Origin of the sequence: Stenotrophomonas sp. SXG-1 (genome assembly GCF_014083965.1) — a bacterium.
GTDB classification, from domain to species: domain Bacteria; phylum Pseudomonadota; class Gammaproteobacteria; order Xanthomonadales; family Xanthomonadaceae; genus Stenotrophomonas; species Stenotrophomonas geniculata.
Window position 1 is genome coordinate 3,425,172 of sequence record NZ_CP046588.1, and the last position, 24,129, is coordinate 3,449,300.

16 protein-coding genes are annotated in these 24,129 nt (G+C 68.1%); 6 read left to right on the forward strand and 10 right to left on the reverse strand.

Annotated features, from left to right (window positions below):
- Positions 1-28: 28 nt before the first annotated feature.
- From GOC52_RS15700 to pilG, 3 genes are read right to left on the reverse strand one after another with little or no spacing between them, the layout of a single operon-like run.
- Positions 29-559, reverse strand: a complete 531-nt coding sequence (locus tag GOC52_RS15700; RefSeq protein WP_171955128.1) for a chemotaxis protein CheW — start codon at positions 557-559, stop codon at positions 29-31.
- A complete protein-coding gene (locus tag GOC52_RS15705) occupies positions 559-921 on the reverse strand; it encodes a response regulator (RefSeq protein WP_005410717.1) in 363 nt (120 codons plus the stop codon). Before GOC52_RS15705 ends, GOC52_RS15700 begins: the two co-directional genes overlap by 1 nt.
- An 18-nt stretch (positions 922-939) precedes the next feature.
- On the reverse strand, positions 940-1,341 hold the full coding sequence (pilG, locus tag GOC52_RS15710; protein ID WP_005418455.1) for a twitching motility response regulator PilG: 402 nt from the start codon (positions 1,339-1,341) through the stop codon (positions 940-942).
- A 240-nt stretch (positions 1,342-1,581) separates the two neighbouring features.
- Between pilG and gshB the strand changes: the two genes are divergently transcribed.
- Both gshB and GOC52_RS15720 read left to right on the forward strand, forming a co-directional pair.
- Positions 1,582-2,529: a glutathione synthase gene (gene gshB, locus GOC52_RS15715; RefSeq protein ID WP_012511876.1), complete on the forward strand. Its 948-nt coding sequence runs from the start codon at positions 1,582-1,584 to the stop codon at positions 2,527-2,529.
- Positions 2,529-3,413 carry an energy transducer TonB family protein gene (locus GOC52_RS15720; RefSeq protein WP_191849839.1) on the forward strand — a complete coding sequence of 295 codons (885 nt, stop codon included), beginning with the start codon at positions 2,529-2,531 and terminating at the stop codon, positions 3,411-3,413. Before gshB ends, GOC52_RS15720 begins: the two co-directional genes overlap by 1 nt.
- Before the next feature lie 573 nt (positions 3,414-3,986).
- Here the strand turns inward: GOC52_RS15720 and tsaB are convergent.
- The 4 genes from tsaB to mrcB all read right to left on the reverse strand — a co-directional run bounded on the left by tsaB (position 3,987) and on the right by mrcB (position 10,300).
- A complete protein-coding gene (tsaB, locus tag GOC52_RS15725; protein ID WP_143994928.1) occupies positions 3,987-4,700 on the reverse strand; it encodes a tRNA (adenosine(37)-N6)-threonylcarbamoyltransferase complex dimerization subunit type 1 TsaB in 714 nt (237 codons plus the stop codon).
- Positions 4,701-4,709: 9 nt separating this feature from the next.
- Positions 4,710-6,758 carry an ATP-dependent DNA helicase gene (locus tag GOC52_RS15730; RefSeq protein ID WP_191849842.1) on the reverse strand — a complete coding sequence of 683 codons (2,049 nt, stop codon included), beginning with the start codon at positions 6,756-6,758 and terminating at the stop codon, positions 4,710-4,712.
- A gap of 570 nt (positions 6,759-7,328) precedes the next feature.
- The gene (locus tag GOC52_RS15735) at positions 7,329-7,865 is read right to left on the reverse strand and encodes a hypothetical protein (protein WP_071306674.1); all 537 of its coding nucleotides are present in this window, start codon (positions 7,863-7,865) and stop codon (positions 7,329-7,331) included.
- Complete coding sequence (gene mrcB, locus GOC52_RS15740; RefSeq protein ID WP_043399215.1) at positions 7,862-10,300, reverse strand: penicillin-binding protein 1B; 2,439 nt, start codon at positions 10,298-10,300, stop codon at positions 7,862-7,864. The genes GOC52_RS15735 and mrcB overlap by 4 nt, the downstream gene beginning before the upstream one ends.
- A 96-nt stretch (positions 10,301-10,396) precedes the next feature.
- On the opposite strand from mrcB, the gene GOC52_RS15745 reads away from it, so the two are divergent.
- On the forward strand, positions 10,397-12,496 hold the full coding sequence (locus tag GOC52_RS15745; protein ID WP_191849844.1) for a glycosyltransferase: 2,100 nt from the start codon (positions 10,397-10,399) through the stop codon (positions 12,494-12,496).
- Here the strand turns inward: GOC52_RS15745 and GOC52_RS15750 are convergent.
- Positions 12,493-14,058, reverse strand: a complete 1,566-nt coding sequence (locus GOC52_RS15750; RefSeq protein ID WP_191849847.1) for a hypothetical protein — start codon at positions 14,056-14,058, stop codon at positions 12,493-12,495. The two genes, GOC52_RS15745 and GOC52_RS15750, sit on opposite strands and share 4 nt — an antisense overlap.
- A 30-nt stretch (positions 14,059-14,088) precedes the next feature.
- Complete coding sequence (locus GOC52_RS15755; protein WP_019336379.1) at positions 14,089-16,245, reverse strand: RelA/SpoT family protein; 2,157 nt, start codon at positions 16,243-16,245, stop codon at positions 14,089-14,091.
- Between the two features lie 130 nt (positions 16,246-16,375).
- Between GOC52_RS15755 and GOC52_RS15760 the strand changes: the two genes are divergently transcribed.
- A complete protein-coding gene (locus GOC52_RS15760; protein ID WP_010481716.1) occupies positions 16,376-16,912 on the forward strand; it encodes a hypothetical protein in 537 nt (178 codons plus the stop codon).
- 107 nt (positions 16,913-17,019) lie between these two features.
- Here GOC52_RS15760 and hrpA read toward each other — a convergent pair whose 3' ends face one another.
- On the reverse strand, positions 17,020-21,102 hold the full coding sequence (gene hrpA / locus GOC52_RS15765; RefSeq protein ID WP_191849849.1) for an ATP-dependent RNA helicase HrpA: 4,083 nt from the start codon (positions 21,100-21,102) through the stop codon (positions 17,020-17,022).
- A gap of 86 nt (positions 21,103-21,188) precedes the next feature.
- On the opposite strand from hrpA, the gene GOC52_RS15770 reads away from it, so the two are divergent.
- A complete protein-coding gene (locus tag GOC52_RS15770; protein ID WP_019660109.1) occupies positions 21,189-21,737 on the forward strand; it encodes a Dps family protein in 549 nt (182 codons plus the stop codon).
- A 559-nt stretch (positions 21,738-22,296) separates the two neighbouring features.
- Positions 22,297-24,102, forward strand: coding sequence for a DNA helicase RecQ (gene recQ, locus GOC52_RS15775; protein ID WP_191849851.1), 1,806 nt, complete (start codon positions 22,297-22,299; stop codon positions 24,100-24,102).
- Positions 24,103-24,129 lie beyond the last annotated feature (27 nt).

The following is a 24,129-nucleotide window of genomic DNA, read 5'->3' on the forward strand; positions in this document are numbered from 1 at the left end:
TCTTCAATGCAGGGGGCGTTGCCCGGCCTCAGGCCGCGGCTTGCCGGAATTCAGGGGTACGCGACAGCAGCGAGAGCGAGAACACGCCCCAGTCGTGGTCGTCGGCGTGGAAGGCGCGATCGACGAAGTGGCCGTAACGCCCTTCGGCCAGCGTGCCGGCTTCGATCTGCTGGTCCAGTTCGAAACTACGCTGGCCGAACAGCTCATCGATGGTCAGCGCGACGTCGCCGCCGGCCTGGCGCATGATCAGCACGCGCTGGCCTTCCTGCTGCACGGTACGCGTGCCTTCCAGGAAGTACTTCAGGTCGACCACCGGGAACAGGTTGCCGCGCAGGTTGCCCACGCCCAGCAGCCACGGCTGTGCGCACGGCACCGGGGTGACCGGCGGCATGGGCACGATTTCCACCACTTCGCGGAAATCGGACACCAGCCGGCGCTGGCCGACGCGGTAACCCACGCCACGCCAGAGGTCCTGGGCGAACTGCCGCTCGGGCAGCTGCACCGCGTGGGCCAGGCTGCGCCGTTCGTAGGCTTCGAGGATGTCGAAGGGCGAGCGCATCAGGCCACCAGCTCGTTGATCCGCGCGATCAGTTCATCCTCGCGCGGCGGCTTGACGATGTAATCGGCCGCGCCCTGGCGCAGGCCCCAGGCCTTGTCGGTTTCCATCGCCTTGGTGCTGACGATGATCACCGGGATGTGCTTGATCGCCGCATCACGGGCCATCGCACGGGTGGCCTGGAAGCCGCTCATGCCGGGCAGAACCACGTCCATCAGCACCAGCTGCGGCACCTGGTCGCGGACCAGCTGCAGTCCATCCTCGGCGTTGTCCGCTTCCAGCACCTCATGGCCGGCACGGCGCAGCCACTGGGTGAACACCGCGCGGTCGGTCGGTGAATCCTCGATCAGAACGATACGAGCCATTGTGCCTTTCCCCCCTGGTCAGGCGTTGACGTATGTGCGGATGGCACCCAGCAGTTCTTCACGCGTGAAAGGCTTCGTCAGGTATTGCTCCGAGCCGACGATGCGTCCCCGCGCCTTGTCGAACAGGCCATCCTTGGACGAGAGCATGATGACCGGGGTCGCCTTGAACAGCTGGTTGCCCTTGATCAGCGCACAGGTCTGGTACCCGTCCAGGCGCGGCATCATGATGTCGACGAAGATGATCTGCGGTTGCTGGTCTGCGATCTTCGCAAGCGCTTCGAAGCCGTCGGTGGCGGTGACCACCTCGCAGCCTTCGCGCTTGAGCAGCGTTTCCGCAGTCCTGCGGATGGTCTTCGAATCATCGATGACCATCACCCGGAGTCCTGCGAGTTCCCCGCCCGCAGTCGTGTTTTCAGTCATTGCCTATCCCCAAGCGCACGGCCCGATCTCTGGCGGGGGCCGCTACGAAAGCGTATCTATATCGCACTTTCCGCGCCCGCTTCAAGGCCGCCCCATGGCGCGGGGCATGGCACCCTCCTGAACGTGACGGGTTTCGCAATGCGTGCGCGGGCGCCGGGCGGACGCTGCGTTGCAGTACGGCGGGGAGGCGCGCGGGCGGCGTTGCCGCTACCATCAACGCCTTGCCTGACAGGTGCGCCCATGCCGTTGAACGTCATCGTGGTGATGGACCCCATCGCCCACATCAAGATCGCCAAGGACACCACCTTCGCCATGCTGCTGGAAGCCCAGCGCCGCGGCCATGCCCTGCACTACGTGCGCCCGGGCGGCCTGGCCCTGGAGGGCGGCGTAGCGGTGGCCCAGACCGCGCCGCTGCAGGTGCGCGATGACCCGGCCGGCTGGTATGAGCTGGGCGCATTCAGCCGCACCGAATTCGGCCCCGGCCAGATCGTGCTGATGCGCAAGGATCCGCCGGTCGACGCCGAATACATCTACGACACCCAGGTGCTCGACGTGGCCGCAGCGGCCGGCGCCTGCGTGGTCAACAACCCGCAGGGCCTGCGCGACTACAACGAGAAGCTGGCCGCGCTGCTGTTCCCGCAGTGCTGCCCGCCGACCCTGGTCAGCCGCGACGCCAAGGCGTTGAAGGCCTTCGCGCTGGAGCATGGCCAGGCCGTGCTGAAGCCGCTGGACGGCATGGGCGGCCGCTCGATCTTCCGCAGCGGCCAGGGCGATCCGAACCTGAACGTGATTCTGGAAACGCTGACCGACGGCGGCCACAGGATGGCGCTGGCGCAGAAGTTCATTCCCGACATCACCGCCGGCGACAAGCGCATCCTGCTGGTCGATGGCGAACCGGTCGACTACTGCCTGGCGCGCATCCCGCAGGGCGACGAATTCCGCGGCAACCTCGCCGCCGGCGGCCGCGGTGAAGGCCGCCCGCTGAGCGAGCGCGACCGCTGGATCGCCGCCCAGGTGGGCCCGGAGATGAAGCGTCGCGGCATGCGCTTCGTCGGCCTGGACGTGATCGGTGATTACCTCACCGAGGTCAACGTGACCAGCCCGACCTGCGTGCGCGAACTGGACGCGCAGTACGGCCTGAACATTGCCGGCACCCTGTTCGACGCACTCGAGGCCGGCCTGCGCTGATGCCGTCCGCACCTGCCGTCCTGCCCCCGCCGCCGCGCGAAGCGCAACGGCTGGGGGCGACCATCGCGCTGTCTGTGCTGGTCCACGCCCTGCTGATCCTGGGCGTGGGCTTTGCCGTGAAGGGCGATGCACCGCTGGTGCCGACGCTGGAAGTGATCTTCAGCCAGACCCGCACCGCGCTGACGCCGAAGCAGGCTGATTTCCTGGCCGCGGCCAACCAGGAAGGCGGTGGCGAGCACGACCGCGCACAGCGTCCACGCGACAACCAGGCCGGCATCGTCCCACAGGCCCAGTCCGGGCTGAGCCCGGTGCCGCAGCAGCAGCAATCGGCCGCGCCGGTTCCGCCGCCGCAGGCACGGGTGGTCAGCAGCCGCAATGGCAAAGAGGTGGTGGCGCAGGCACAGTCCCGCCCCACGCCGGATCAGCCCGAACCGGACGCACCGCTGAGCGCGCGCGAGCAGCGCGATGTGGAGATGGCGCGGTTGGCTGCCGAAGTGCATCTGCGCTCGGCGCAGTACGCCAAGCGCCCGAACCGCAAGTTCGTGTCGGCCAGCACGCGCGAATATGCCTATGCCAATTACCTGCGTGCCTGGGTCGACCGCGCCGAGCGCGTAGGCAATCTGAATTACCCGGACGAGGCCCGGCAGCGCCGCCTCGGTGGCCAGGTGGTGATCAGCGTGGGGGTGCGCCGCGATGGCAGCGTGGAGAGCAGCCGGATCCTGCGTTCGAGCGGGACGCCGCTGCTGGATGAGGCGGCACTGCGGGTGGTGAAGCTGGCCCAGCCGTTCCCGCCGTTGCCGAAGACCGAAGACGAGATCGACATCCTGCAGGTCACCCGCACGTGGGTGTTCCTGCCGGGCGGCACCCTGCACGACGACCGGTAGGGGTTTGTTGCCCGGGCCTGCGGCCCGGGACCCGCAGAGGCAACGGCCACAGCCGAAGCAACAGCAGAAGCGGCGGCGGGGATGCTGGACCTGGCGGGGCGGTGTGGGCTTACAGGACACGCCGTAAACCCATCCATGGGGGGCTCGATGGCGCCTTGCTCGTGCGCGCAGTCCTGCGCACACGGCAAGACCGGGGTTGGGCATCCTTCCCAACCCGCCCGAGGCATGCCTCGGGCCCATGGCGCCAACGGTCCTGCAAGCCCACACCGCCCCACCTCTGACAGATCGCGGCGCACCATTGCTTTGGTAGGTGTCGACCTTGGTCGATACACATCCACGCCACGCGTGGATGCAAGCGAAGCGACCCGCTTTTGATTTTGACTTTTCTTTTTTTGATCTTCCGTGGCGGACGCGCACGGAAACTGTCAGAGGCCGGGCGGGTGGGCTGCGCAGGGGCGTGAGCCGCATGGATGCGGCGACCGAGCTTACATGGACGTACTTGCAGCGCCCCCTGCGCAGCCCACCCGCCCGGCCAAACCACGGCTTGTGCTTTCGCGCTCCGCCACGAGGGGCTCAGCCGTTGGCCTTCGCCTTCGCCTCGCGCGCAGCCTGCTGCTCGACCAGGGTCAGCGCCACGTTGTCACGCAGGTACGCGGGCTCGACCCTCTCCGGCGCAATCGCCTCGCCACGCGCGAACGCCGGCACCGCCAGTGCCAGCACATCCGATGCCCGCGGCAGTGCTGTCGCATCGAATCCCCGAAGGCCACTGCCCAACTGCGCCACCAGCGCGCCGTCGGCCGCGCCGAAGCCGGTGCCGACGCCATAGGCCGACAGCCCGTCCGGCAACGCCACTGCATCCGGTGCGCACACACGCTCGCCATCGCGCGCGAGCGGCAGGCCGTCAACACGCTCGAAGCGCGCAACGTACAACTCTCCCATCCGTGCGTCGATCGCCGACAGGATCTGCGTTTCTTCTTCCGGTGCCCGCAGCGCCAGCACCTGCAGCGTCGAGACCGGCAACAGCGGCCGGTCCAGCGCCAGTGCGATGCCCTGCGCGATGGCGATCGCCAGGCGCACGCCCGTGAACGCACCAGGGCCGCGGCTGAGCGCGATGCCGTCCAGCTGGCGGCGGCTGATGCCGGCTTCGGCCAGCAGCGCCTCGGCCCACGGCAGGCTCAGTTCGGCATGCCGGCGTGGGGCGATCTCGAAGCGTTCCAGTACCTGCCCATCGACATGCAGGGCAACGGAACAGGCTTCGGTGGCGGTTTCAAAGGCGAGCAGTTTCATCGGATCGGGTCAGAACAGGGGAAACGTGGCACCGGGCGCCGGCTCGGGGCCGGTCGCAACAGCGGCCGGGGCAGCCGCATCATCGGCCACGGGCGCCCATTGTGGCGTAAAGAAGGCCTGCACATCGGTCAGGTTGCGGGTACGGCGGAACGGTGGCAGTGAATCGAGAAACACCCGGCCGTAACCCCGGTTGAGCAGGCGCGGGTCGCACAGCACCAGCACGCCGCGGTCGCTCTCGCTGCGGATCAGGCGGCCGACGCCCTGCTTCAATGCGATCACCGCCTGCGGCAGCTGTTCATCGCGGAACGGGTTGCCGCCCTGGCTGCGGATCGCCTCCAGACGCGCCTCGTACACCGGATCGTCCGGTGCCGCGAACGGCAGCTTGTCGATCATCACCACGCTCAGCGCCTCACCCACCACGTCCACGCCCTCGCGGAAACTGGCCGAGCCCAGCAGCACGCCATTGCCCGATTCGCGGAAGCGTTGCAGCAGCGTCGCGCGCGGCGCCTCGCCCTGCACGAACAACGGCCATGGCCCATCACGCAGTGCCTCGGCGGCCTCGCGCAATGCACGGTGCGAGGCGAACAACAGGAACGCCCTGCCCTGCGAGGCCTGCAGCACCGGCCGCAGGGTCTGGATCAGCGCGGTTCCGAAACCACGCGCGGCCGGATCAGGCAGGCCCTCGGGCAGATAGCACAACGCCTGCTCGGGCCAATTGAAGGGGCTTGGCTGGACCAGCGTATGTGGATCGTCCAGGCCCAGGCGGGTGGCGATGTGATCGAAACCACCGCCCACGGTCAGTGTCGCCGAGGTAAAGATCCATGCGGCGCGACTGCGTTCGCGATGCTCGCGCAATGGACCGGACACATCCATCGGCGTGCGCTGGCAGCGGAAACCACGCGGCGTAAGCTCGTACCAGAGCACATCGGCGGCGCTGGCGGTCTCCTCCGGATCGGTATCGAAATCGAGGGTGGGTTCGTCATCCCCCAGCCAGCGGCTGAGCCGCGAAACCGCTTCGCGCGCACGCGCATGGCAGGCATCGAGGCCGGCAGCCGCTTCGCGCAGCCGCTGCAGCGCCTGCTCCAGCGTCACCAGGCCAGCCATCACCGCATCGAAGCCATCACGCACCTGCGGCATCGCCAGTGCACGCCATTGCGTGCCACGCGCTGGCAGCCCTTCCATTGCCGAGCGCAGCGCCAACAGCGCCTGCTGCAACTGGTCGACCGGTTCCTGCAGCGCCGACTGCGCGCCCCCGACGCCGCGCGCTTCGGCCAGGCAGTCGCGGCCCAGTTCCTGCCACGGACGCATGCCAAAACCTTCGCCGAAGAACTGCGCGGCCAGTTCGGGCAACTGATGCGCCTCGTCGATGACGAAGGCCTGCGCCCCAGGTAACAACTCGCCAAAGCCGTCCTGCTTCAGTGCCAGGTCGGCCAACAGCAGATGGTGGTTGACCACCACCACATCGGCGGCCTGCGCGCGTTGCCGCGCGCGCACCACGAAGCAGTCATCCCAGAACGGGCAGTCGGTCCCCAGGCAGTTGTCGACAGTGGAGGTGACCATCGGCAGCAGCGGCGAATCATCGGCCAGGCCTTCCAGTTCGGCGATGTCACCGAACTCCGAACGACCGGACCAGGCCAGGATCCGCTGGAACTGCGCAGCCTGTTCGGGGCTGGAAAAACGCGGCTCGCCACGCGCCTGCTGCAGGCGATAGCGGCACAGGTAGTTCGCGCGTCCCTTCAGCAGCGCACTGCGCAGGCCGACACCGAGTGCCTGGCGCACCCGTGGCAGATCGCGGTGGTAGAGCTGGTCCTGCAGCGCGCGGGTACCGGTGGAGATGATGGTGCGCAACCCGGACAGCAGCACCGGCACCAGGTAGGCGAACGTCTTGCCGGTGCCGGTACCGGCCTCGGCCAGCAGCAGATCACGCTGCTGCAGCGCATCGGCGATGGCTTCGGTCAGGTGCAGCTGTGCCGGACGCGGGACGAATGCATCCAGGTGCGAGGCGAGCGCGCCGCCGTCGCTGAGGGCTTCGCGGCTGGCATGGACAAGGTCGGACATCAGAGGGAAAGGATACCCGGCCGGGCGCTGCCCGGCACCCGTTTCAAGCCAGAGCACCCGCAAAAGCAACGGCAACAGCTTGGTTCATGGCTCTGGGTTTCTACGTGCTGGGCGGGTCGGGAGGGGCAGGCAGGACACGCCGTAAACCCATCCCTGGGGGCTCGATGGCGCCATCCATGGCGCCAACGGTCCTGCCTGCCCCTCCCGCCCCACCCTCGACAGTTTCCCAGTGACGGATGCGCGCGCGGCGCAGCGTCGAGCTTGCTCAACTGCCATTTCATAAGCGGTTGGTGGAACGGGGAAGGAAAAGGAAAGTGGCAAGTGCGCGCAGCGCGCGCCCCGCTTTTGATCTTCTTTTTCTTTTCCGTGGCTGGACGCACACGGAAACTGTCAGAGGCCGGGCGGGGTGGGTTCGCGGGGGTGTCCGCGGCATGGATGCCGCGGCCAAGCCCCCAGGGACGGGTTCACGGCGTCCCCCGCGAACCCACCCCGCCCGGCCAAGCGCGGCTTTTGCTTCTGGCTTCAGCGACCAACCCACAGCCACGAGGGGCTGCGCCGTTGGCTGAAAATTCAGTACCGCTTGATTCCCGGCACCGTGCAACCTTCAATCTGCGCATGCGCCGACACCGCATTTTCCTTCTCGCCCCGCGCCAGGCGCGACTGTTCGATCGTCGCCCAGTGCCGCCGGCACAACGGCCCCGTCTTCGAGCCCAGATCCACCGCCTTGCGCGCGAACGTCTCCGCCTGCGCCCACTGCCCCTGCAGCAGCGCCAGTTCGGCACGTTCCTGCAGTACCGCCGGGTCGCCGGCGACGATTTCCAGCGCGTGGTCCAGGCTGCTGGCGGCACCGGCCAGGTCGTTCGCCTGGCGTTGCGCCTGCGCGGTCACCCGCAGGTCTTCCACCTGCGAATCACGCAGCGGCTGCACCGACAGCTCCTTGTCGTCCGGACCTGCGGCCGCATCCACCGCGGCCAGGCGCTGTGCCGGCGTAGTGGTATCGACCGGCGTGACCACCGGCGGCGCGCTGGTCACGCAGGCGGCCAGGGCCAGGCTGAGGCCGGTCAGGGCCAGGGGCTGCAGCAGGGATCGCATGTTCATCGGCATCATCGGCTCGGGGGAGGAGTGGCGGCGGCGGGCGCCGCGGCAGGTTCGGCAGGCGCTTCCGGCTTGCGGTCCAGGCCGAACCAGCTGCGCCAGCCACCGCCCTCGCCTTCGGCACCCTGCCCGTCCGGCGACACCGCCGGCGCGCACGGTGCATAGGCCGGTGCATAGCCCACCACGAACGGGAAACGACGCGCGCCCGGGCAGCCTTCATCCGTGCTGTTGAGTCCGGTGGGCGCCACCGACTGCCAGTCCAGGCCCTTGTTGCTGACCCGCAGCGGAGCACTCGGCAGGCGCTGGAAGATACCCGACCAGACCCGCATCGCGCCGGTGGCACCGTACAGGCCGGCCTGCTCGTTCTGGTCGTTGCCGATCCAGATCACCGCCAGGTGATCGCCGGTGTAACCGGCATACCAGCTGTCGCGACCATCGTTGGTGGTACCGGTCTTGCCGGCGGGTTGCAGGCGGCCCAGGCCATCGGCGTTCAAGCGCTGCGCGGTGCCGCTGGCAACCACCTGCTGCAGGCCGACACTGATCAGGTTGGCGGCAATCGAGTCGCCCTCCTGCGCCGGTGCCGGGGTCTTGTCGTAACGCTTGAGCAGCTTGCCCTGCGGATCGAGCACGCCACGCACCGCATGCAGCGGTTGGATCTCGCCACCGGACGCGAGGAACTGGTACAGCTGTGCCATCGCGTACGGGCTCTGGTCGGTCGAGCCGAGGATCACCGCCGGGTTGGCCTCGGCCTTGATGCCGGCCAGTACGTGGATCAGCTGGGTCACGCGCTCGGGGCCGACCTGCATGCCCACGCGCACCGTGGCCTGGTTGTAGGAATGCGCCAACGCATCGATCAGGCGCACCGTACCGTGGCTGCGGTTGTCCGCGTTGCCGGGATTCCAGTTGCGGCCGCGGCCGAGCTGCACGGTCACCGGTGAATCATCGACCCAGCTGGCCAGCGAGTAACGATCCGGCTGCGCCAGCGCCAGCAGGTAGACGAACGGCTTCAGCAGCGAGCCGACCGGGCGCTGTGCTTCGATCGCTCGATTGAAGCCGACCTCGGACACCTCACGGCTGCCGATGACCGCCAGCACGTCACCGTTGTGCACGTCGGTCAGCACCATGCCGGCCTGCAGTTCGGGGCGGCGCTTGCTTTCCAGCGACTTGATGGTGCGGGTCACCGCGCCTTCGGCATAGGCCTGCGCGGACGGCGACATGCCGGTCATCACGCTCAGGCCGGCGCCCTGCAGCGCCGATTCCGGATAGTCATGACCCAGCTGGCGGCGGACCAGATCGACATAGGCCGGGAAGCGGTTGGCGGCAACCAGGCCCGGCGTCTTGGGCACGCCCAGCGGGGCCTTCAACGCACGTTGGTACTCGGCGTCATCGATCAGCGTGGCCTCGTGCAGTTTGCCCAGCACGAAGTTGCGGCGATCCAACGCGCGTTCCGGATTGCGCCGCGGGTCGTAGAAGGACGGGCCTTTGACCAAGCCGATCAGCAACGCGATCTGCTCGGTCTCCAGCGACTGCAGGTCGCGGCCGAACCAGAACTCGGCGCCGGACGACATGCCATGGATCGCCTGGCTGCCACGCTGGCCCAGGTACACCTGGTTGAGATAGGCCTCGAAGATGGTGCGCTTGTCGTAGCGCGCTTCCATGATCAGCGCGTACAGCACTTCGTTGAACTTACGGGTAACCGTCTGTTCCTTGCCGATGCCGAGCAGGCCGCTGCGGGCCAGCTGCTGGGTCAGCGTCGAAGCGCCCTGGCGGCTCTGGCCACCGGAGCGAATGGTCACCCATACCGCGCGCGCGATGCCCGACAGATCGATGCCGTGATGGCGGTTGAAGTCCTTGTCCTCCACCGCCTGCAGGCCGGTCACCAGCAGGTCCGGCGCCTCGTCCATGCGGATCAGGCGGCGTTCTTCCTGCTTCTGGCCGTACAGGGTGGCGATGCGGGCCGGGTCCAACCGTGCGGCCTTCAACGCCTTGCGGTTGTCGGCGTCACGCAGCGAGGCGACCGCACCATCGGCCAGCGACAGCTCGAGCCGGCGCGGGGCAACCCGGCCATCGACGTCGTTGTAGCCGCGGCTGGAGATGACGAAGCGCCCGCCGTTCACCGCATAGGTGGCCGGCTCCTTGCCCTGGCCGTCATCGCGGTAGGCGGAGGCGGCCAGCTCGGTCTTCAGCGTGGACGCATCCATCGCCTTGCCGGGGGTGAGCACCAGCGGGCGCGCATAGACACGCGTCGGGATCTGCCAGCGCAGTTCACCGAAACGCTGGGTCACCTGCTGGTTCAGGTACAGCGTATAGGGAATGAGGAAACCCAATCCCAACGCGACCGCAGCCATGCTCCAGGTGATCAGGCGACGCCGCCACAGCGGGCCGTTGTCCTGCTGGTCGTCGTCGTCGAAATCGTCGATGTCGTCGGAATCGTAGCGTCGGGGCACGGGAATGCGAGAATGTAGGGTCTGGCGAGTCTACCCCAGCCGCTACGGCTGGCGGATTCTCCCGGGTTCCCCTGCTTAAGCTGGAGTTGCAACCGGATGGCGATGTCCCTGGCCGAGATCCGATACCTGATCAACCGCCTCACGGGCCTGGCCCGCCGGAGCCTGGCCAGCCTGCGTACCCGTGGGTGGCGGGCGACCTGGCAGCGCATCCGCGTGCATACCCAGCGCGCCGTTCCCGCGCCGCGAACGCCGCTGTTCCTGCCGCCGACGAAGGATTTCGCCCCCTTCACGGTGCCGTTCAGCGAGACGCCGGAAGTGAGCATCGTCATCCCGGTCTATAACCACGCCGGCCACACCCTGGCCTGCCTGCGCGCCCTGGCGGCACATCCGCCGCTGGCCGCGTGCGAGATCCTGGTAGTGGATGACGGCAGCAGCGACGCCACCGTGCAGTGGATGCCGCAGGTAGCCGGACTGCGCTACGAAGTGCGCGAGCAAAACGGCGGCTTCATCGAGGCCTGCAACGATGGCGTGTCGCGCGCACGCGGCCGCTACGTGGTGCTGCTCAACAACGATACGGTGCCGCAGCCGGGCTGGCTCGACGCTCTGCTGGACACGTTCGCCAGCACGTCCGGCGCCGGCCTGGTCGGCAGCCAGCTGCTCTACCCCGATGGCCGCCTGCAGGAATCAGGGGGGGTGATCTTCGCCAACGGCAGCGGCTGGAGCTATGGCCGTTTCGAGGCCGCGGACGACCCGCGTTTTGCCAGCCTGCGCGACGTCGACTACTGCTCCGGTGCGGCGCTGATGCTGCCGCGCGCCCTCTGGCAGCAGCTGGATGGCTTCGATACCCGCTACAAGCCGGCCTACTACGAGGACACCGACCTGGCCTTCCGCGTGCGTGCACAGGGCCTGCGCGTGCTGGTTCAGCCGGCCAGCCGGGTGATCCACGACGAGGGCACCAGCAACGGCACCGACACCGGCAGTGGAGTGAAGGCCTATCAGGTGCGCAACCAGGCCATCTTCGCCGCCCGCTGGGCCACCGAGCTGGCCCGCCATCCGGCGGTGGGCGGAGTGCCGTCACCGGCGCTGCTGCTGCGTGGCCGACGCCAGGTGCTGATCCTGGACGAGGAAGTACCGCAACCGGATCGCGATTCCGCGTCACTGCGCCAGGTGAACCTGATCCGCCTGCTGCTGCAGGGCGGCGCTCATGTGGTGTTTGTTCCCACCCGCCGCGAACATGGCGGTGCCGCCACCGAAGCACTGCAGCGGATGGGCGTGGAAGTCTGGTATACACCGTTCCTCGATGGCGTCGCCAGCTGGCTGCGAACGCACGGTGCACGCTTCCACGTGGCGCTGCTGGTCCGCCACCATGTCGCCCACGAGTGCCTGCCGCTGCTGGAGCGCTATGCGCCACAGGCACGCACCGTGTTCGACACCGTGGACCTGCACTACCTGCGCGAACGCCGTGGTGCCGAAGTCGCCGGTGATGCCGGGCTGCTGCGCGCCGCCGAGCGCACCCGCGCCAGCGAGCTGGCGGTGATGGAGCAGTGCGACGTCACCGTGCTGGTCAGTGCCGCCGAGCGTGAGCAGCTGCAGGCCGACGCCCCTTCCGTGCAGGTGGAACTGATCTCCAACCTGCACGACGTCGCCGGCGCCGGCAGGCCGTTCGAACAGCGCCATGATCTGGTGTTTGTCGGCGGCTTCCGCCATCCGCCGAACCTGGATGCCATGGAGTGGTTCATCGGCGAAGTCTTCGCCGGCATCCGCGCCCGTCTGCCCGATGTACGCCTGCACTGCATCGGTGCCGCCACACCCGATTCGCTGCTGGCATTGGCCGCACGCCAGCCCGGCGTGCAGATGCACGGTTTCGTCGAGGACATCACGCCCTACATGGACGGCGCACGCATTTCCATCGCGCCGCTGCGCTTCGGTGCCGGCGTGAAAGGCAAGATCAACCTGAGCATGGCCCATGGCCAGCCGGTGGTAGGTACCACCTGCGCCGTGGAAGGGATGCACCTGCGCCCGGGCCAGGACGTGCTGGTGGCCGATGATGCGGCGGGATTCGCCGATGCGGTGGTCCGCCTGTACCAGGATCCGCAGCTGTGGCAGCAGCTGTCCGATGCCGGCCTGGCCAACATCGCAGAGCACTTCTCGCTGGACGCCGCCCGGGCAACCGTGCAGCGGGTGTTCTTCACCTAATCCGGGCGCCCGCCTGCGCGGCGCAGGCGGTCTTCGAACGCTGGCAGCTCGGCCAGGTCCGGCTGCAGCAAACGGGCCTGTCCGGCGGCATGCGCCGCGAAAGCCAGGTCGCCGTTGCCGAGCCGTTCGCTGCCGATCGCCAGCCATCGCTGGGCCAGGCGCAGGCGTGCCGAGGCAAGTCCGGTCGCGGTCGGCGACAGGGTCTGCCAGGCCTGCAGGCAGGCACCTGCGGCCTGCACGCGGTTCTGCCGCAGGTTGTCGTCGAAGCAGCGGCGGCTGGCGGGCAGCAGCCGCGCTGCGGCAGCCTTCACCCGTGCATCGCGTGGCGCCAGTGACTGCGCTTCGCGCAACGCGTCGAACGCACTGTGGCCGGGGGGGCTGATCCATTGCTCGGCACGTTCGGCGCGCTCGATCCTGCGCAGGCGGTCGCGCAGTTGGCGTTCGCGTTGCGTGTTGCTGACCGCCGGCTGCTGCAGCGCCTTCTGCGCCTGTTGTGCGCGCTGCAGGCGTTGCGCGAGCTGCTGTTGCGCGGCCGGCGAAGCACCCAGTTCCGCCGCCAGCGCGGAATCGGCCTGCGCCGCCTCGAACTGGAAGTCGTCGGCCCGCTTCTGGCTGCGCGCCAGCACCGCCTGCAAGGTCTGTTCGCGGCCGCGCTGGGCACTGGAATCATCAACCGCCACTGCCAGCACGGCGAGGAATCCCTTCGCTGCCGATTCCAGCTGCCGCCGCTGCAAGGCGCGCTGGGCCTGGCGCAGGCGCTGGTCGACAGCCTGTGCCAATGCTTCCTGGCTTGCGGGCAGATCGGCGTGGCCGGCATCGAACTGGCGCGCACGCTGCAGTATCGTCGCTGCCTCGGCCAGCTCGCCGCGCCCGGCCAGGATGCGCGCCTGCTGCAGCAGATCGCTCAGTGCGTCCTCGCGACCTTCCAGCGCCGGCAGATTGTCCGGCTGCAATGCCAGGATGCGCTGGAACAGGGGCAGCGCGCTGCTGTCACCTTCGTCCAGCCGGCCCGCTGCAAAGGCGTTGCGCGCCTGCGCCAGCAGTGCACCGATGCCGGCGCCTGCACTGCGCCGGGCCTGCAGCTGGCGAGCCACGGCGTCCGCATCGGCCTGCGGCACCTGCAGCTCCCGGGCCAGTGCCAGCGCCTTCGCGCTGCCCTCGAGGTCGTTGGCCTGCAGTTTTTCGCTGGCCTGCTGCAGGGCCGCGGCGCCGGTACGGGCCAGGCCTTCGCGGGCCTGCGGACGATCACCATCCAGCGCCAGCACGGCCTGGTAGCGCTCGCGCGCACCACTGCCGTCGGCCGCGCTCAACCGGCCGGTGGCAAGCGCGCGGTCACCTTCGGCCAGCAACTGTTCGATCTGCGGCTCATCCCAGAACCAGTCGGCCAATGGCTTGCGCAGCAGCACCAGCAGCACGAACACCGCCAGCGCCGCGACCAGCGCCCAGCGCCACACCCGGCGCGCGTGGCGTGCCTGCAGCCACCACCAACGGCCTTCACGGCGGACGCGGTCCAGCGCAGGGTGTTCAGCGCCATGCGGGCGATGCGGGGGCTCGCGTTCCATGCGTGCAGGGTAGCCGGGGCAGCGTGAAGCTCAGCCGAGGCGACGCGCCTCGCTCACGCCGGGCAGCGCATCCAGCTTGCCGAGCAGGGTCGACAGCTGGCCGTAGTCGCTCACCTTCAGACGCAGGCGCAGGTGGGCACGGCCACTGTTGCGTACATTGTCACTGTGAATGTCGAGCACGTAGGCGTCTTCCTGGGCGATCAGGTTGGTGATGTCCTTCAGCAACCAGCGGCGGTCGACCGCAGTGACCACCACGTCCACTTCGTAGCCGCCGCCGGCCTGGCCCCACTCCACCGGCAGGATGCGCTGCGGGCTGGTGGCTGCCAGCCGGGCCAGCGCGGCACAGTCTGCACGATGCACGGTGACACCACGGCTACGGGTCAGGTAGCCGACGATCGGCTCGCCAGCCACCGGCTGGCAGCAGCGTGCCAGCTGCACCAGCAGGTTGCCCACGCCCTGCACGGTGAACTTGGACTTGCCCAGGTTCTCGCGGCGCGCGGTCGGCCGCGGCAGGGTCGGCGCGGGCGCCGGCTGGCTCGCTGCACGTTCGGCTTCCAGCAGGGTACGGCTGACCTGGTTCGGGCCGGTATCGCCCAGCGCCACCTGGATGTAGAGATCGTCAACGCTGTCGGCATGGAACTTCTTCGCCGCCACCGCCAGGTCCGAGTGCTGCAGGCCCAGACGCTTCAGCTCGCGCTCAAGCAGTTCGCGCCCGGCCTGCACGTTGCGCGCGCGGTCCAGCTTGTGGAACCAGCTGCGTACCTTTTCGCGCGAGCGGTTGCTGGCCAGGAAGCCGTTGGCCGGCATCAGCCAGTCGCGGCGGGGGTCGGCCTCCTTGCCGGTCAGGATCTCGACGCGGTCGCCGCTGCGCAGGCGATAGGTCAGCGGCACGATGCGACCGTTGACCTTGGCGCCCCGGCAGCGGTGGCCCACCATGGTGTGCACCTGGTAGGCGAAATCGAGCGGCGTGGCGCCCTGCGGCAGATCCAGCACCTCATCCTTCGGGCTGAGTGCATAGACCCGGTCTTCGGTCAGCTCGGCATCGAGCGCCCCGGCCAGCTCATTGCCCTGCCCGTCCTGCGCCTGCTCCAGCAGCTGGCGCATCCAGGTGATCTTGCGGTCGAAGGACTTCTCCGCGCCCTTGCCACCTTCCTTGTACTTCCAGTGCGCGGCCACGCCCAGCTCGGCCTGCGAGTGCATCTCATGGGTACGGATCTGCACTTCGATGGTGCGCCCTTCCGGGCCGACCACGGCGGTATGCAGCGAGCGATAGTCGTTGGCCTTGGGCCGGGCGATGTAATCGTCGAACTCGCTCGGCACCGGCGCCCACAGTGCATGCACCACGCCCAGCGCGGCATAGCAGGCGGCGACGTCGTCGACCATCACGCGCACCGCACGGATGTCATACAGCTGGTCGAACGCCAGACGCTTCTTCTGCATCTTCCGCCAGATGCTGTAGATGTGCTTTGGACGGCCGCTGACCTCGGCCTTGATGCCCTGCGCGACCAGCTCGCGCGACAGCACCTTCTTGACGTTCTCGACGTAACGCTCGCGGGCGATGCGGGTTTCGTCCACCTCCCGCGCAATGCGACGGTAGGTCTCCGGTTCCAGGTGGCGGAACGCCAGGTCCTCCAGCTCCCACTTCAGCTGCCAGATGCCCAGGCGGTTGGCCAATGGCGCGTGGATGTCGCGTGTCAGCTGTGCCAGCGCGCGGCGTTGCTCGTCATCCAGCTTGTCGGCCGCGCGCATCCGCGCCAGCTGCCGGGCCAGCAGGATGGGCACCACGCGCAGGTCGCGGATGATCGCCAGCAGCAGGCGGCGCAGGCCTTCGCTGTTGCGCCCTGCCTCACGGCCGGCATGCAGCGCCCACACCGGGTCGGCGGCGTCCTGACCATCCAGCAGGCCGATCACCGCGGCCTTGTGGTTGCCCAGCGGCAGCTGTTCCAGGCTCGCCCGCAGGCCTGGCAGGTCGAACAGCAGGGCCGCGACCACCGCGCCTTCGTCGGCGGAGAGCATCGCCAGTGCGTCGAGGGTGTCACCCAGCACCGACCAGCTGGCGCGCATCTGGTGGTCGCATTCCGGCGCTTCCCAGTGCCCGCGCAGGGCCTGGCGCAGCGGAGCAGGCAGCACGGCTGCCGAGGGACGGTTCAACAAGGCATCCAGGCCGGGGACGGAAGCGCGGTTCACAGCATCGAGCAGGCAAGACAGAGGCCTCTACACTAGCGCCGGCGCCGTTCAGGGACAATCACCGCGGCCACCATCACCCGGCATGAAGACATGCCGTTACACTCGCGGTCAAACCCAGGAGAGTCCCGACATGTCCTCGATCGCCCCGCGTTTCCGCCTACGGCTGCTGGCCTGTGCCGCACTGTTGCTGTCCTTGTCGGCGCCTGCGCTGGCCCAGCGTGTGGTGGAGGGGGACCTGCAGCAGCAGATGTCACCGGCCGAGTTCAAGGCTGCTGGCCTGGACAAGCTCAGTGCGCAGGAACTGGCCACGCTGAACCGCTGGCTGCAGGGCAAGGTCGAAGCCGCCACCACCCAGGCGGTTGCCGCCGTACGGGAATCGGCACGCGAGGAAGGCCGCCAGGAAGTGATCGTGAAGAATCGCGGCTTCTTCGATTTCGGCAGCAGCGAGCCGATTGTCGGCGTGCTGCAGGGCGAATTCCGCGGCTTCGGCAAAGGCCGCGTCTACGTGCTGGACAACGGCCAGGAATGGGAGCAGACCGATGCAAGCACCCTGGCCGGTGTGCGCAAGCAGTCCCCCGCCGTCAGCATCAAGCCCGGCGTGATGGGCGTGTGGTACCTGAAGGTCGACGGCGTGAACACCCAGCCGAAGGTGCGCCGTACCAAGTAACGCCGCCCATTGTGTAGAGCCGAGCCCACGCTCGGCTGCGATCTGCAGGGGAAGCGACGAGGCATCGAAAAGCAGCCGAGCATGGGCTCGGCTCTACAGCAACGACGTCACGCCTGGCGCAATGCGGTCACCCGCTGTGCCAGCTTCTTCGCCGAGATGCCGGTGCGTGCCCCCAGCTCCTGCGCGAACAGTGACACCCGCAGCTCTTCCAGATCCCAGCGCAGCGCCTGCCATTGCGGGCGCTCGCGCAGTCCCTGCTGCTCTCCCACTTCCAGCGCTTCCAGGAACGGGTGCAGTTCCAGCATGCGCGCCTGGTCACGTGGCGGATCACGCTTGGCACGCTCGGTTCGCAGGATCATCGCTTTCAGATAGCGCGGGTACTGCGCCAGCGCGTCAGCCGGCGTGTCGCGCAGGAAGCCGGGATGGATCAGGCCGGCCAGCTGCGCTTCCATGTCGTCCAGGTTGCCGCGCGCCCAGCCCATCAACGGCGCTTCCAGCATCGGCTTCAGTTCCGCCACCAGGGCCAGGATGGTTTCGGCCAGTTTCAGCCGCGACATCGCCTCACCGAACAGGGCCTTGGCCGCATGCTCGCGTCGCTGCTCGAAGGTCGCCGCATCGCGGATGTCTTCCAGCCCCTCGGCCAGCACTGCGTTCATCGCTGCATCGACCAGGTCGCCGCGCAGGCGCTCCTGCGATTCGATCGCGGCATACAGCAGGCCGGTCTTGGCACCGACCGGCAGCTGCTTGCGCGCCTGCTTCACCTTCTCGGCCAAGGCGATTTCCAGCAGGCGGCGCACGCCGAGCGGATGGGCCTCCAGCGCCTGCTGGCGGTCGGCGAAGATGCGCAGCGCCACGCTGTCGCCCTCGTCCAGCAATGCCGGATAGGCCGGCACGCCTGCTTCACCGGGCACCTGCAGCGGAATCGGCGTGGCCGGGAACGTACGCAGGCCATCGGCCGCCATCTCGCGGCCGGCGCGTGCAGCGAAGGCATCGCCGGCACGACCGCCGAACTTGGCGCGCAGTGCATCCAGATCGCGCGAGGTCGCCAGCACCTTGCCCTGCTCGTCGCGCAGCCGCAGGTTCATGTGCAGGTGCGGTTCGATCGAACCGGGCTCGAAATCGAGCGCGGTCACGGTCGCGCCGGTTGCGCGCGACAGGAAACGCGCCAGTTCGCCGGTGATGGCATCGGCGCTGGGCTGCGGGAACGCCTCGTAGAACGCGCGGCCGAAGTCCGGCGCCGGCACGTAGTTGCGGCGCATCGCCTTGGGCAGGCTGCGGATCAATGCGGAGGCCTTGTCGGCGACGAAACCCGGCGCCAGCCAACCCAGTTGCACTGGGTCCAGCGCATTGAGCAGGTGCAGCGGCACATCCAGGGTCACGCCATCGTCGTCGGCGCCCGGTTCGAAGCGGTAGTGCAGCGGCAAGCGCGCCTGGCCCAGCGCCAGGTACTTCGGATAGCGCTCCTGTTCACTGCCCTCACCCGGTAACAGATCGACCAGCGACCAGTGCAGGGTCTTGCGCTGTTCCGGCGCCAGCCCCTTCCACCAGGTATCCAGCCCCGCCGCCGAATGGATCTGCGGCGGCACCCGGTCCAGGTACCAGCGCGCCTGCCAGTCCTCGTCGGCGACGATGCCGGCGCGGCGCAGCTTGGCTTCTTCCTCGCGGGCGGTCTCCAGCACTTTCTGGTTGTCGGCCACGAAGCTGGCGCGGGTGTTGATCTCGCCGGTCACCAGCGCCTGACGCACGAAGATGTCATGCGCTTCGCCCGGTTCGATGCGGCCGTAGTGCACCGGCTTCTTCGGCGCCAGCACCAGGCCGAACAGGCTGATCTGCTCGGACGCCAGCACCTGTCCCTGCGCGCGCGACCAGTGCGGATCGAAGTGCTTGCGCAGCAGCAGGTGCGGCAGTTCGGCGATTACCCAGTCCGGCTCGATCACGGCCAGGGTCATGCCCCACACCTTCTGCGTATCCAGCAGGTTGGCCACCAGCAGCCACGGCGGCGGCCGCTTGGACAGCGCCGAACCGGGGAACGGCAGGAAGCGGCGCTGGCGTGGTGCCTGGAAATCGCCCTTCTCGGTGCGGTGGCCGATCTGCGTCGGCAGGCCCGCCACCAGCGCCCGGTGCAGGGTCTGGTAGGCGGCGGCGCGCACGCGTTCACTGAAACCGCCGCCAACTGGCGTCTGTTCCTTCTGCGCACGCACGGCCACCGGCATCGGTGCGGCCTCGGCCTTGCCTTCGCGGGCCAGGCGCGCGGCACGGTGCAGCTGGCCTCGGGTGGCTTTCACCGCCGCGGCGTCGTCACGCGCCGGTGCCGGCGCACTGCTGCCGGCCAGCAACGGTGCCATCGAGGCCTCGTTGGCCTCTTCCTTCCAGCCCAGTTCTTCGCACAGCAGGCGAAGCTGGCGATGCAGCTCGCGCCACTCGCGCATGCGCAGGAAGCCGAGGAAATGACGGCCACACCAGTCGCGCAGTTTGGACTGGGTCAGGTCTTCGTGGGCCTGCCGGTAGCCATCCCACAGGCGCAGCACGCCGACAAACTCGGAGCGGCCATCGGCGAACTGCGCATGTGCGCTGTCGGCCGCACCGCGTGCTTCGGGCGGGCGTTCGCGCGGGTCCTGGATGCCCAGGAACGAGGCGATCACCAGCATCGGCCGCAGGCAACCGGCAGCCTGCGCAGCGACCAGCATGCGCGCCAGCTTCACGTCCACCGGCAGGCGTGCCATCTGCTTGCCGATGGTGGTCATGCGCCGCTCGGCATCGATCGCGCCCAGTTCGGTCAGCTGCTGCCAGCCATCGGCTACCGCGCGCTCGTCCGGTGCTTCCAGGAACGGGAATTCCTCGATGCGGCCCAGGCCCAGCTGCAGCATGCGCAGGATCACCCCGGCCAGGCTGGAGCGGCGGATTTCCGGATCGGTGAACTCCGGCCGCGCCTGGAAATCAGACTCGGCGTACAGGCGGTAGCAGATGCCCTCGGCGATACGCCCGCAGCGGCCCTTGCGCTGGTTGGCACTGGCCTGCGAGATCGGCTCGATATGCAGCCGGTCCAGCTTGTTGCGCGGGCTGTAGCGCTTGACGCGGGCGAAGCCCGGATCGACCACGTAACGGATGCGCGGCACCGTCAGCGAGGTTTCCGCCACGTTGGTGGCCAGCACGATGCGCCGGTTCGGCCCCGGGTTGAACACCCGGTCCTGGTCCTGGTTGGACAGCCGCGCGTACAGCGGCAGCACCTCGGTGTTGCGGTACTTGCGCCGTTCCAGCGACTGGTGCGCATCGCGGATCTCGCGCTCGCCCGGCAGGAAGATCAGCACGTCGCCGCGCGCATCCAGGCGGGTGATCTCGTCGATGGCCGACACGATGGCGTCGTTGACGGTGCGCTCGCCCTCCTGTTCGCCCTCGCCTTCCAGCGCGCGGTAGCGCACTTCCACCGGGTAGGTGCGGCCTTCCACGCTGATCACCGGCGCATTGTCGAAATGCTGGGCGAAGCGTTCGGTGTCGATGGTGGCCGAGGTGACGATCAGCTTCAGGTCCGGGCGCTTGCGCAGCAGCTGCTTCAGGTAGCCCAGCAGGAAGTCGATGTTGAGGCTGCGTTCGTGCGCCTCGTCGACGATGATCGTGTCGTAGTTCGACAACCAGCGGTCGCTGGCGATCTCCGCCAGCAGGATGCCGTCGGTCATGAACTTGATGCGGCTGTCTTCGCTGACCTTGTCGTTGAAGCGCACCTGGTAGCCCACCAGTTGGCCCAGTTCGCTCTGCAGTTCCTGCGCCACGCGGCTGGCCACCGCACGTGCGGCAATCCGTCGCGGCTGGGTGCAGCCGATCATGCCGGCCTGGCCACGGCCTGCAGCCAGGCACAGTTTCGGCAGCTGGGTGGTCTTGCCCGAGCCGGTTTCACCGGCGATCACCACCACCTGGTGGTCGCGGATCAGCTTGATGATCGCGTCGGCTTCACGCGCAATCGGCAGCTGCGGGTCCAGAGTAATGGACGGCTGCTGCTGCGCCCGCAACTGCCGGCGCTGCACCGACGCCTGCAAGGCCTGCTCGAAGGTGGCGGCCAGTGCCGCATCCTGTGGCTTGGCCTGGCACCGCGAGAGCATCCCCAGCAAACGGCCCCGGTCGCGGCTCATGGCGCCGTCGATGGCGGCGCGCTGTTGGCGCAGGCGGGGCGATGGATTTTTATCGATAGAGTTCATCAATCGGTTCGTTCAAAACTTTGAAAGCGACCAGTCATCACGACCGGTTTATTGTGAAGGCCAACGATTCCACAAGGAGGAACCCCATGGCGAAGACCAAGAGCACGACCAAGGCCAAGACCGGCAAGCAGAAGCTTGCAGCGGCGGCACCGTCGGCGCCGAACATCGATATCGGGATCACCCAGGGCGACCGCAAGAAGATCGCCGACGGTCTGTCGCGCTTCCAGGCTGATGCGTTCACGCTCTACCTGAAGACGCACAACTTCCACTGGAATGTGACCGGGTCGATGTTCAACTCGCTGCACACCATGTTCGAGACGCAGTACACCGAGCAGTGGGCGGCACTGGACGATGTGGCCGAGCGCATCCGCGCGCTGGGCTTCAATGCCCCGGGCTCCTACCGGGAATTCGCTGCGCTGACCTCGATCGTCGAGGAACCGGGCCTGACCGACAGTGCGGACTGGCGTGAAATGGTACGCCAGTTGGTGGTCGCCAACGAAGCGGTCTGCCGTACGGCACGTGAAGTGCTGGAGGTGGCGGCCAAGGGTGACGATGCCCCGACCGAGGATCTGATGACCCAGCGGCTGCAGACGCACGAGAAGTACGCCTGGATGCTGCGTTCCCTGCTCCAGTAAGAGTTTGGGGGGCTCGGCAGGGCTGCGCCCTGCACCCGCAGAGGCCGAAGCAACAGCAACTACCAGAGCAAGAGCAAGAGCTGGTTTCCTGTGGGTTGGCGGGGTGGGTCCGGTTGCGGGAGACGCCGTAAACCCGTCCTTGGGGGCTTGGCAGCCGCATCCATGCGGCTGACACTCCCACAACCGGACCCACCCCGCCTTCGACAGTTTTCCGCGATCTGCCAGCAAAGCCATTGGGGTCAGATCCGTTTTCCGCAGGAAAACGGATCTGACCCCATTTTGTTTGTCGATATCTGACAGATGTGTCGACCAAGGTCGACACCCACCAACGGCCGCGGGAAACTGTCGAAGGTGGGGCGGTGTCTGATTGCGGGGTGTCAGCCGCATGGATGCGGCTGCCAAGCCTACAGGGACGTACTTGCGGCGTCCCCGCAATCCGACACCGCCCCACCAAACCACGAATCACCCCAGAGCCGGCTGTTGCCTTTGACGTTGCACTGGCTTGCAGCGGGTGCAGGGCGCAGCCCTGCCGACTCCCCCGCCGGGGTAAACTAGCGCGATGGCTTCCCGTCCCGCGCACGACCTGCTTCAACGCGTCTTTGGTTACGACGATTTCCGTGGTCCCCAGCAGGACATCGTGGAGCATGTGGCTGCCGGTCACGATGCCCTGGTGCTGATGCCCACCGGCGGTGGCAAGTCGCTCTGCTACCAGGTGCCGGCCCTGCTGCGTGACGGATGTGGCATCGTCATCTCGCCGCTGATCGCGCTGATGCAGGACCAGGTCGAAGCCCTGCGCCAGCTCGGCGTGCGTGCCGAGTACCTGAACTCGACCCTTGACGCCGAGACCGCCAGCCGCGTCGAGCGCGAACTGCTCGCGGGCGAGCTGGACATGCTCTATGTCGCCCCCGAGCGGCTGCTGACCGGCCGCTTCCTGTCGCTGCTGTCACGCAGCCACATCGCCCTGTTCGCCATCGACGAAGCACACTGCGTGTCGCAGTGGGGCCATGACTTCCGCCCCGAATACCGCCAGTTGACCGTGCTGCACGAGCGCTGGCCGCAGATCCCCCGGATCGCGCTGACCGCCACCGCCGACCCGCCGACCCAGCGCGAGATCGCCGAGCGCCTGGACCTTCAGGAAGCACGCCACTTCGTCAGCTCCTTCGACCGCCCCAACATCCGCTACACCGTGGTGCAGAAGGACAATGCCCGCAAGCAGCTGACCGATTTCCTGCGCGGCCACCGTGGCGAGGCCGGCATCGTCTACTGCATGTCACGGCGCAAGGTCGAGGAGACTGCCGAATTCCTCTGCGGCCAAGGCTTCAACGCCCTGCCCTACCATGCCGGCCTGCCGCCGGAAGTGCGCGCTAACAACCAGCGCCGTTTCCTGCGCGAGGACGGCATCGTGATGTGCGCAACCATCGCCTTTGGCATGGGCATCGACAAGCCGGACGTGCGCTTCGTAGCGCACACCGACCTGCCCAAGTCGATGGAAGGCTACTACCAGGAAACCGGGCGCGCCGGCCGTGATGGCGAAGCCGCCGAAGCCTGGCTGTGCTACGGCCTGGGCGACGTGGTGCTGCTCAAGCAGATGATCGAGCAGTCCGAAGCCGGCGAAGAACGCAAGCAGCTGGAGCGGGGCAAGCTCGATCACCTGCTGGGCTACTGCGAATCCATGCAGTGCCGCCGCCAGGTGCTGCTGGCCGGTTTCGGCGAGACCTATCCGCAGCCCTGCGGCAACTGCGACAACTGCCTGACCCCGCCCGCTTCGTGGGATGCCACCATTTCCGCGCAGAAGGCATTGAGCTGCGTCTACCGCAGCGGCCAGCGCTTCGGCGTCGGTCACCTGATCGACGTCCTGCGTGGCAGCGAGAACGAGAAGGTGAAGCAGCAGGGCCACGACAAGCTGAGCACCTATGCGATCGGCCGCGACCTGGATGCACGCACCTGGCGCAGCGTGTTCCGCCAGCTGGTCGCCGCCAGCCTGCTGGAAGTGGACAGCGAGGGCCATGGCGGCCTGCGCCTGACCGATGCCAGCCGCGACGTGCTGACCGGCCGCCGCCAGATCAGCATGCGCCGCGACCCGGCCAGCAGCACCAGCGGACGCGAGCGCAGCGCACAGCGCACCGGGTTGTCGGTACTGCCGCAGGATCTGGCCCTGTTCAACGCCCTGCGCGGCCTGCGTGCCGAACTGGCCCGCGAACAGAACGTGCCGGCCTTCGTGATCTTCCACGACAGCACCCTGCGCAACATCGCCGAGCAACGCCCGACCAGCCTCGACGAACTGGCGCGGGTCGGCGGCATCGGCGGCACCAAGCTGAGCCGCTACGGCCCACGCCTGGTCGAAATCGTTCGCGAAGAAGGCTAGCGGCGGGCCCCTGTAGAGCCGAGCCCA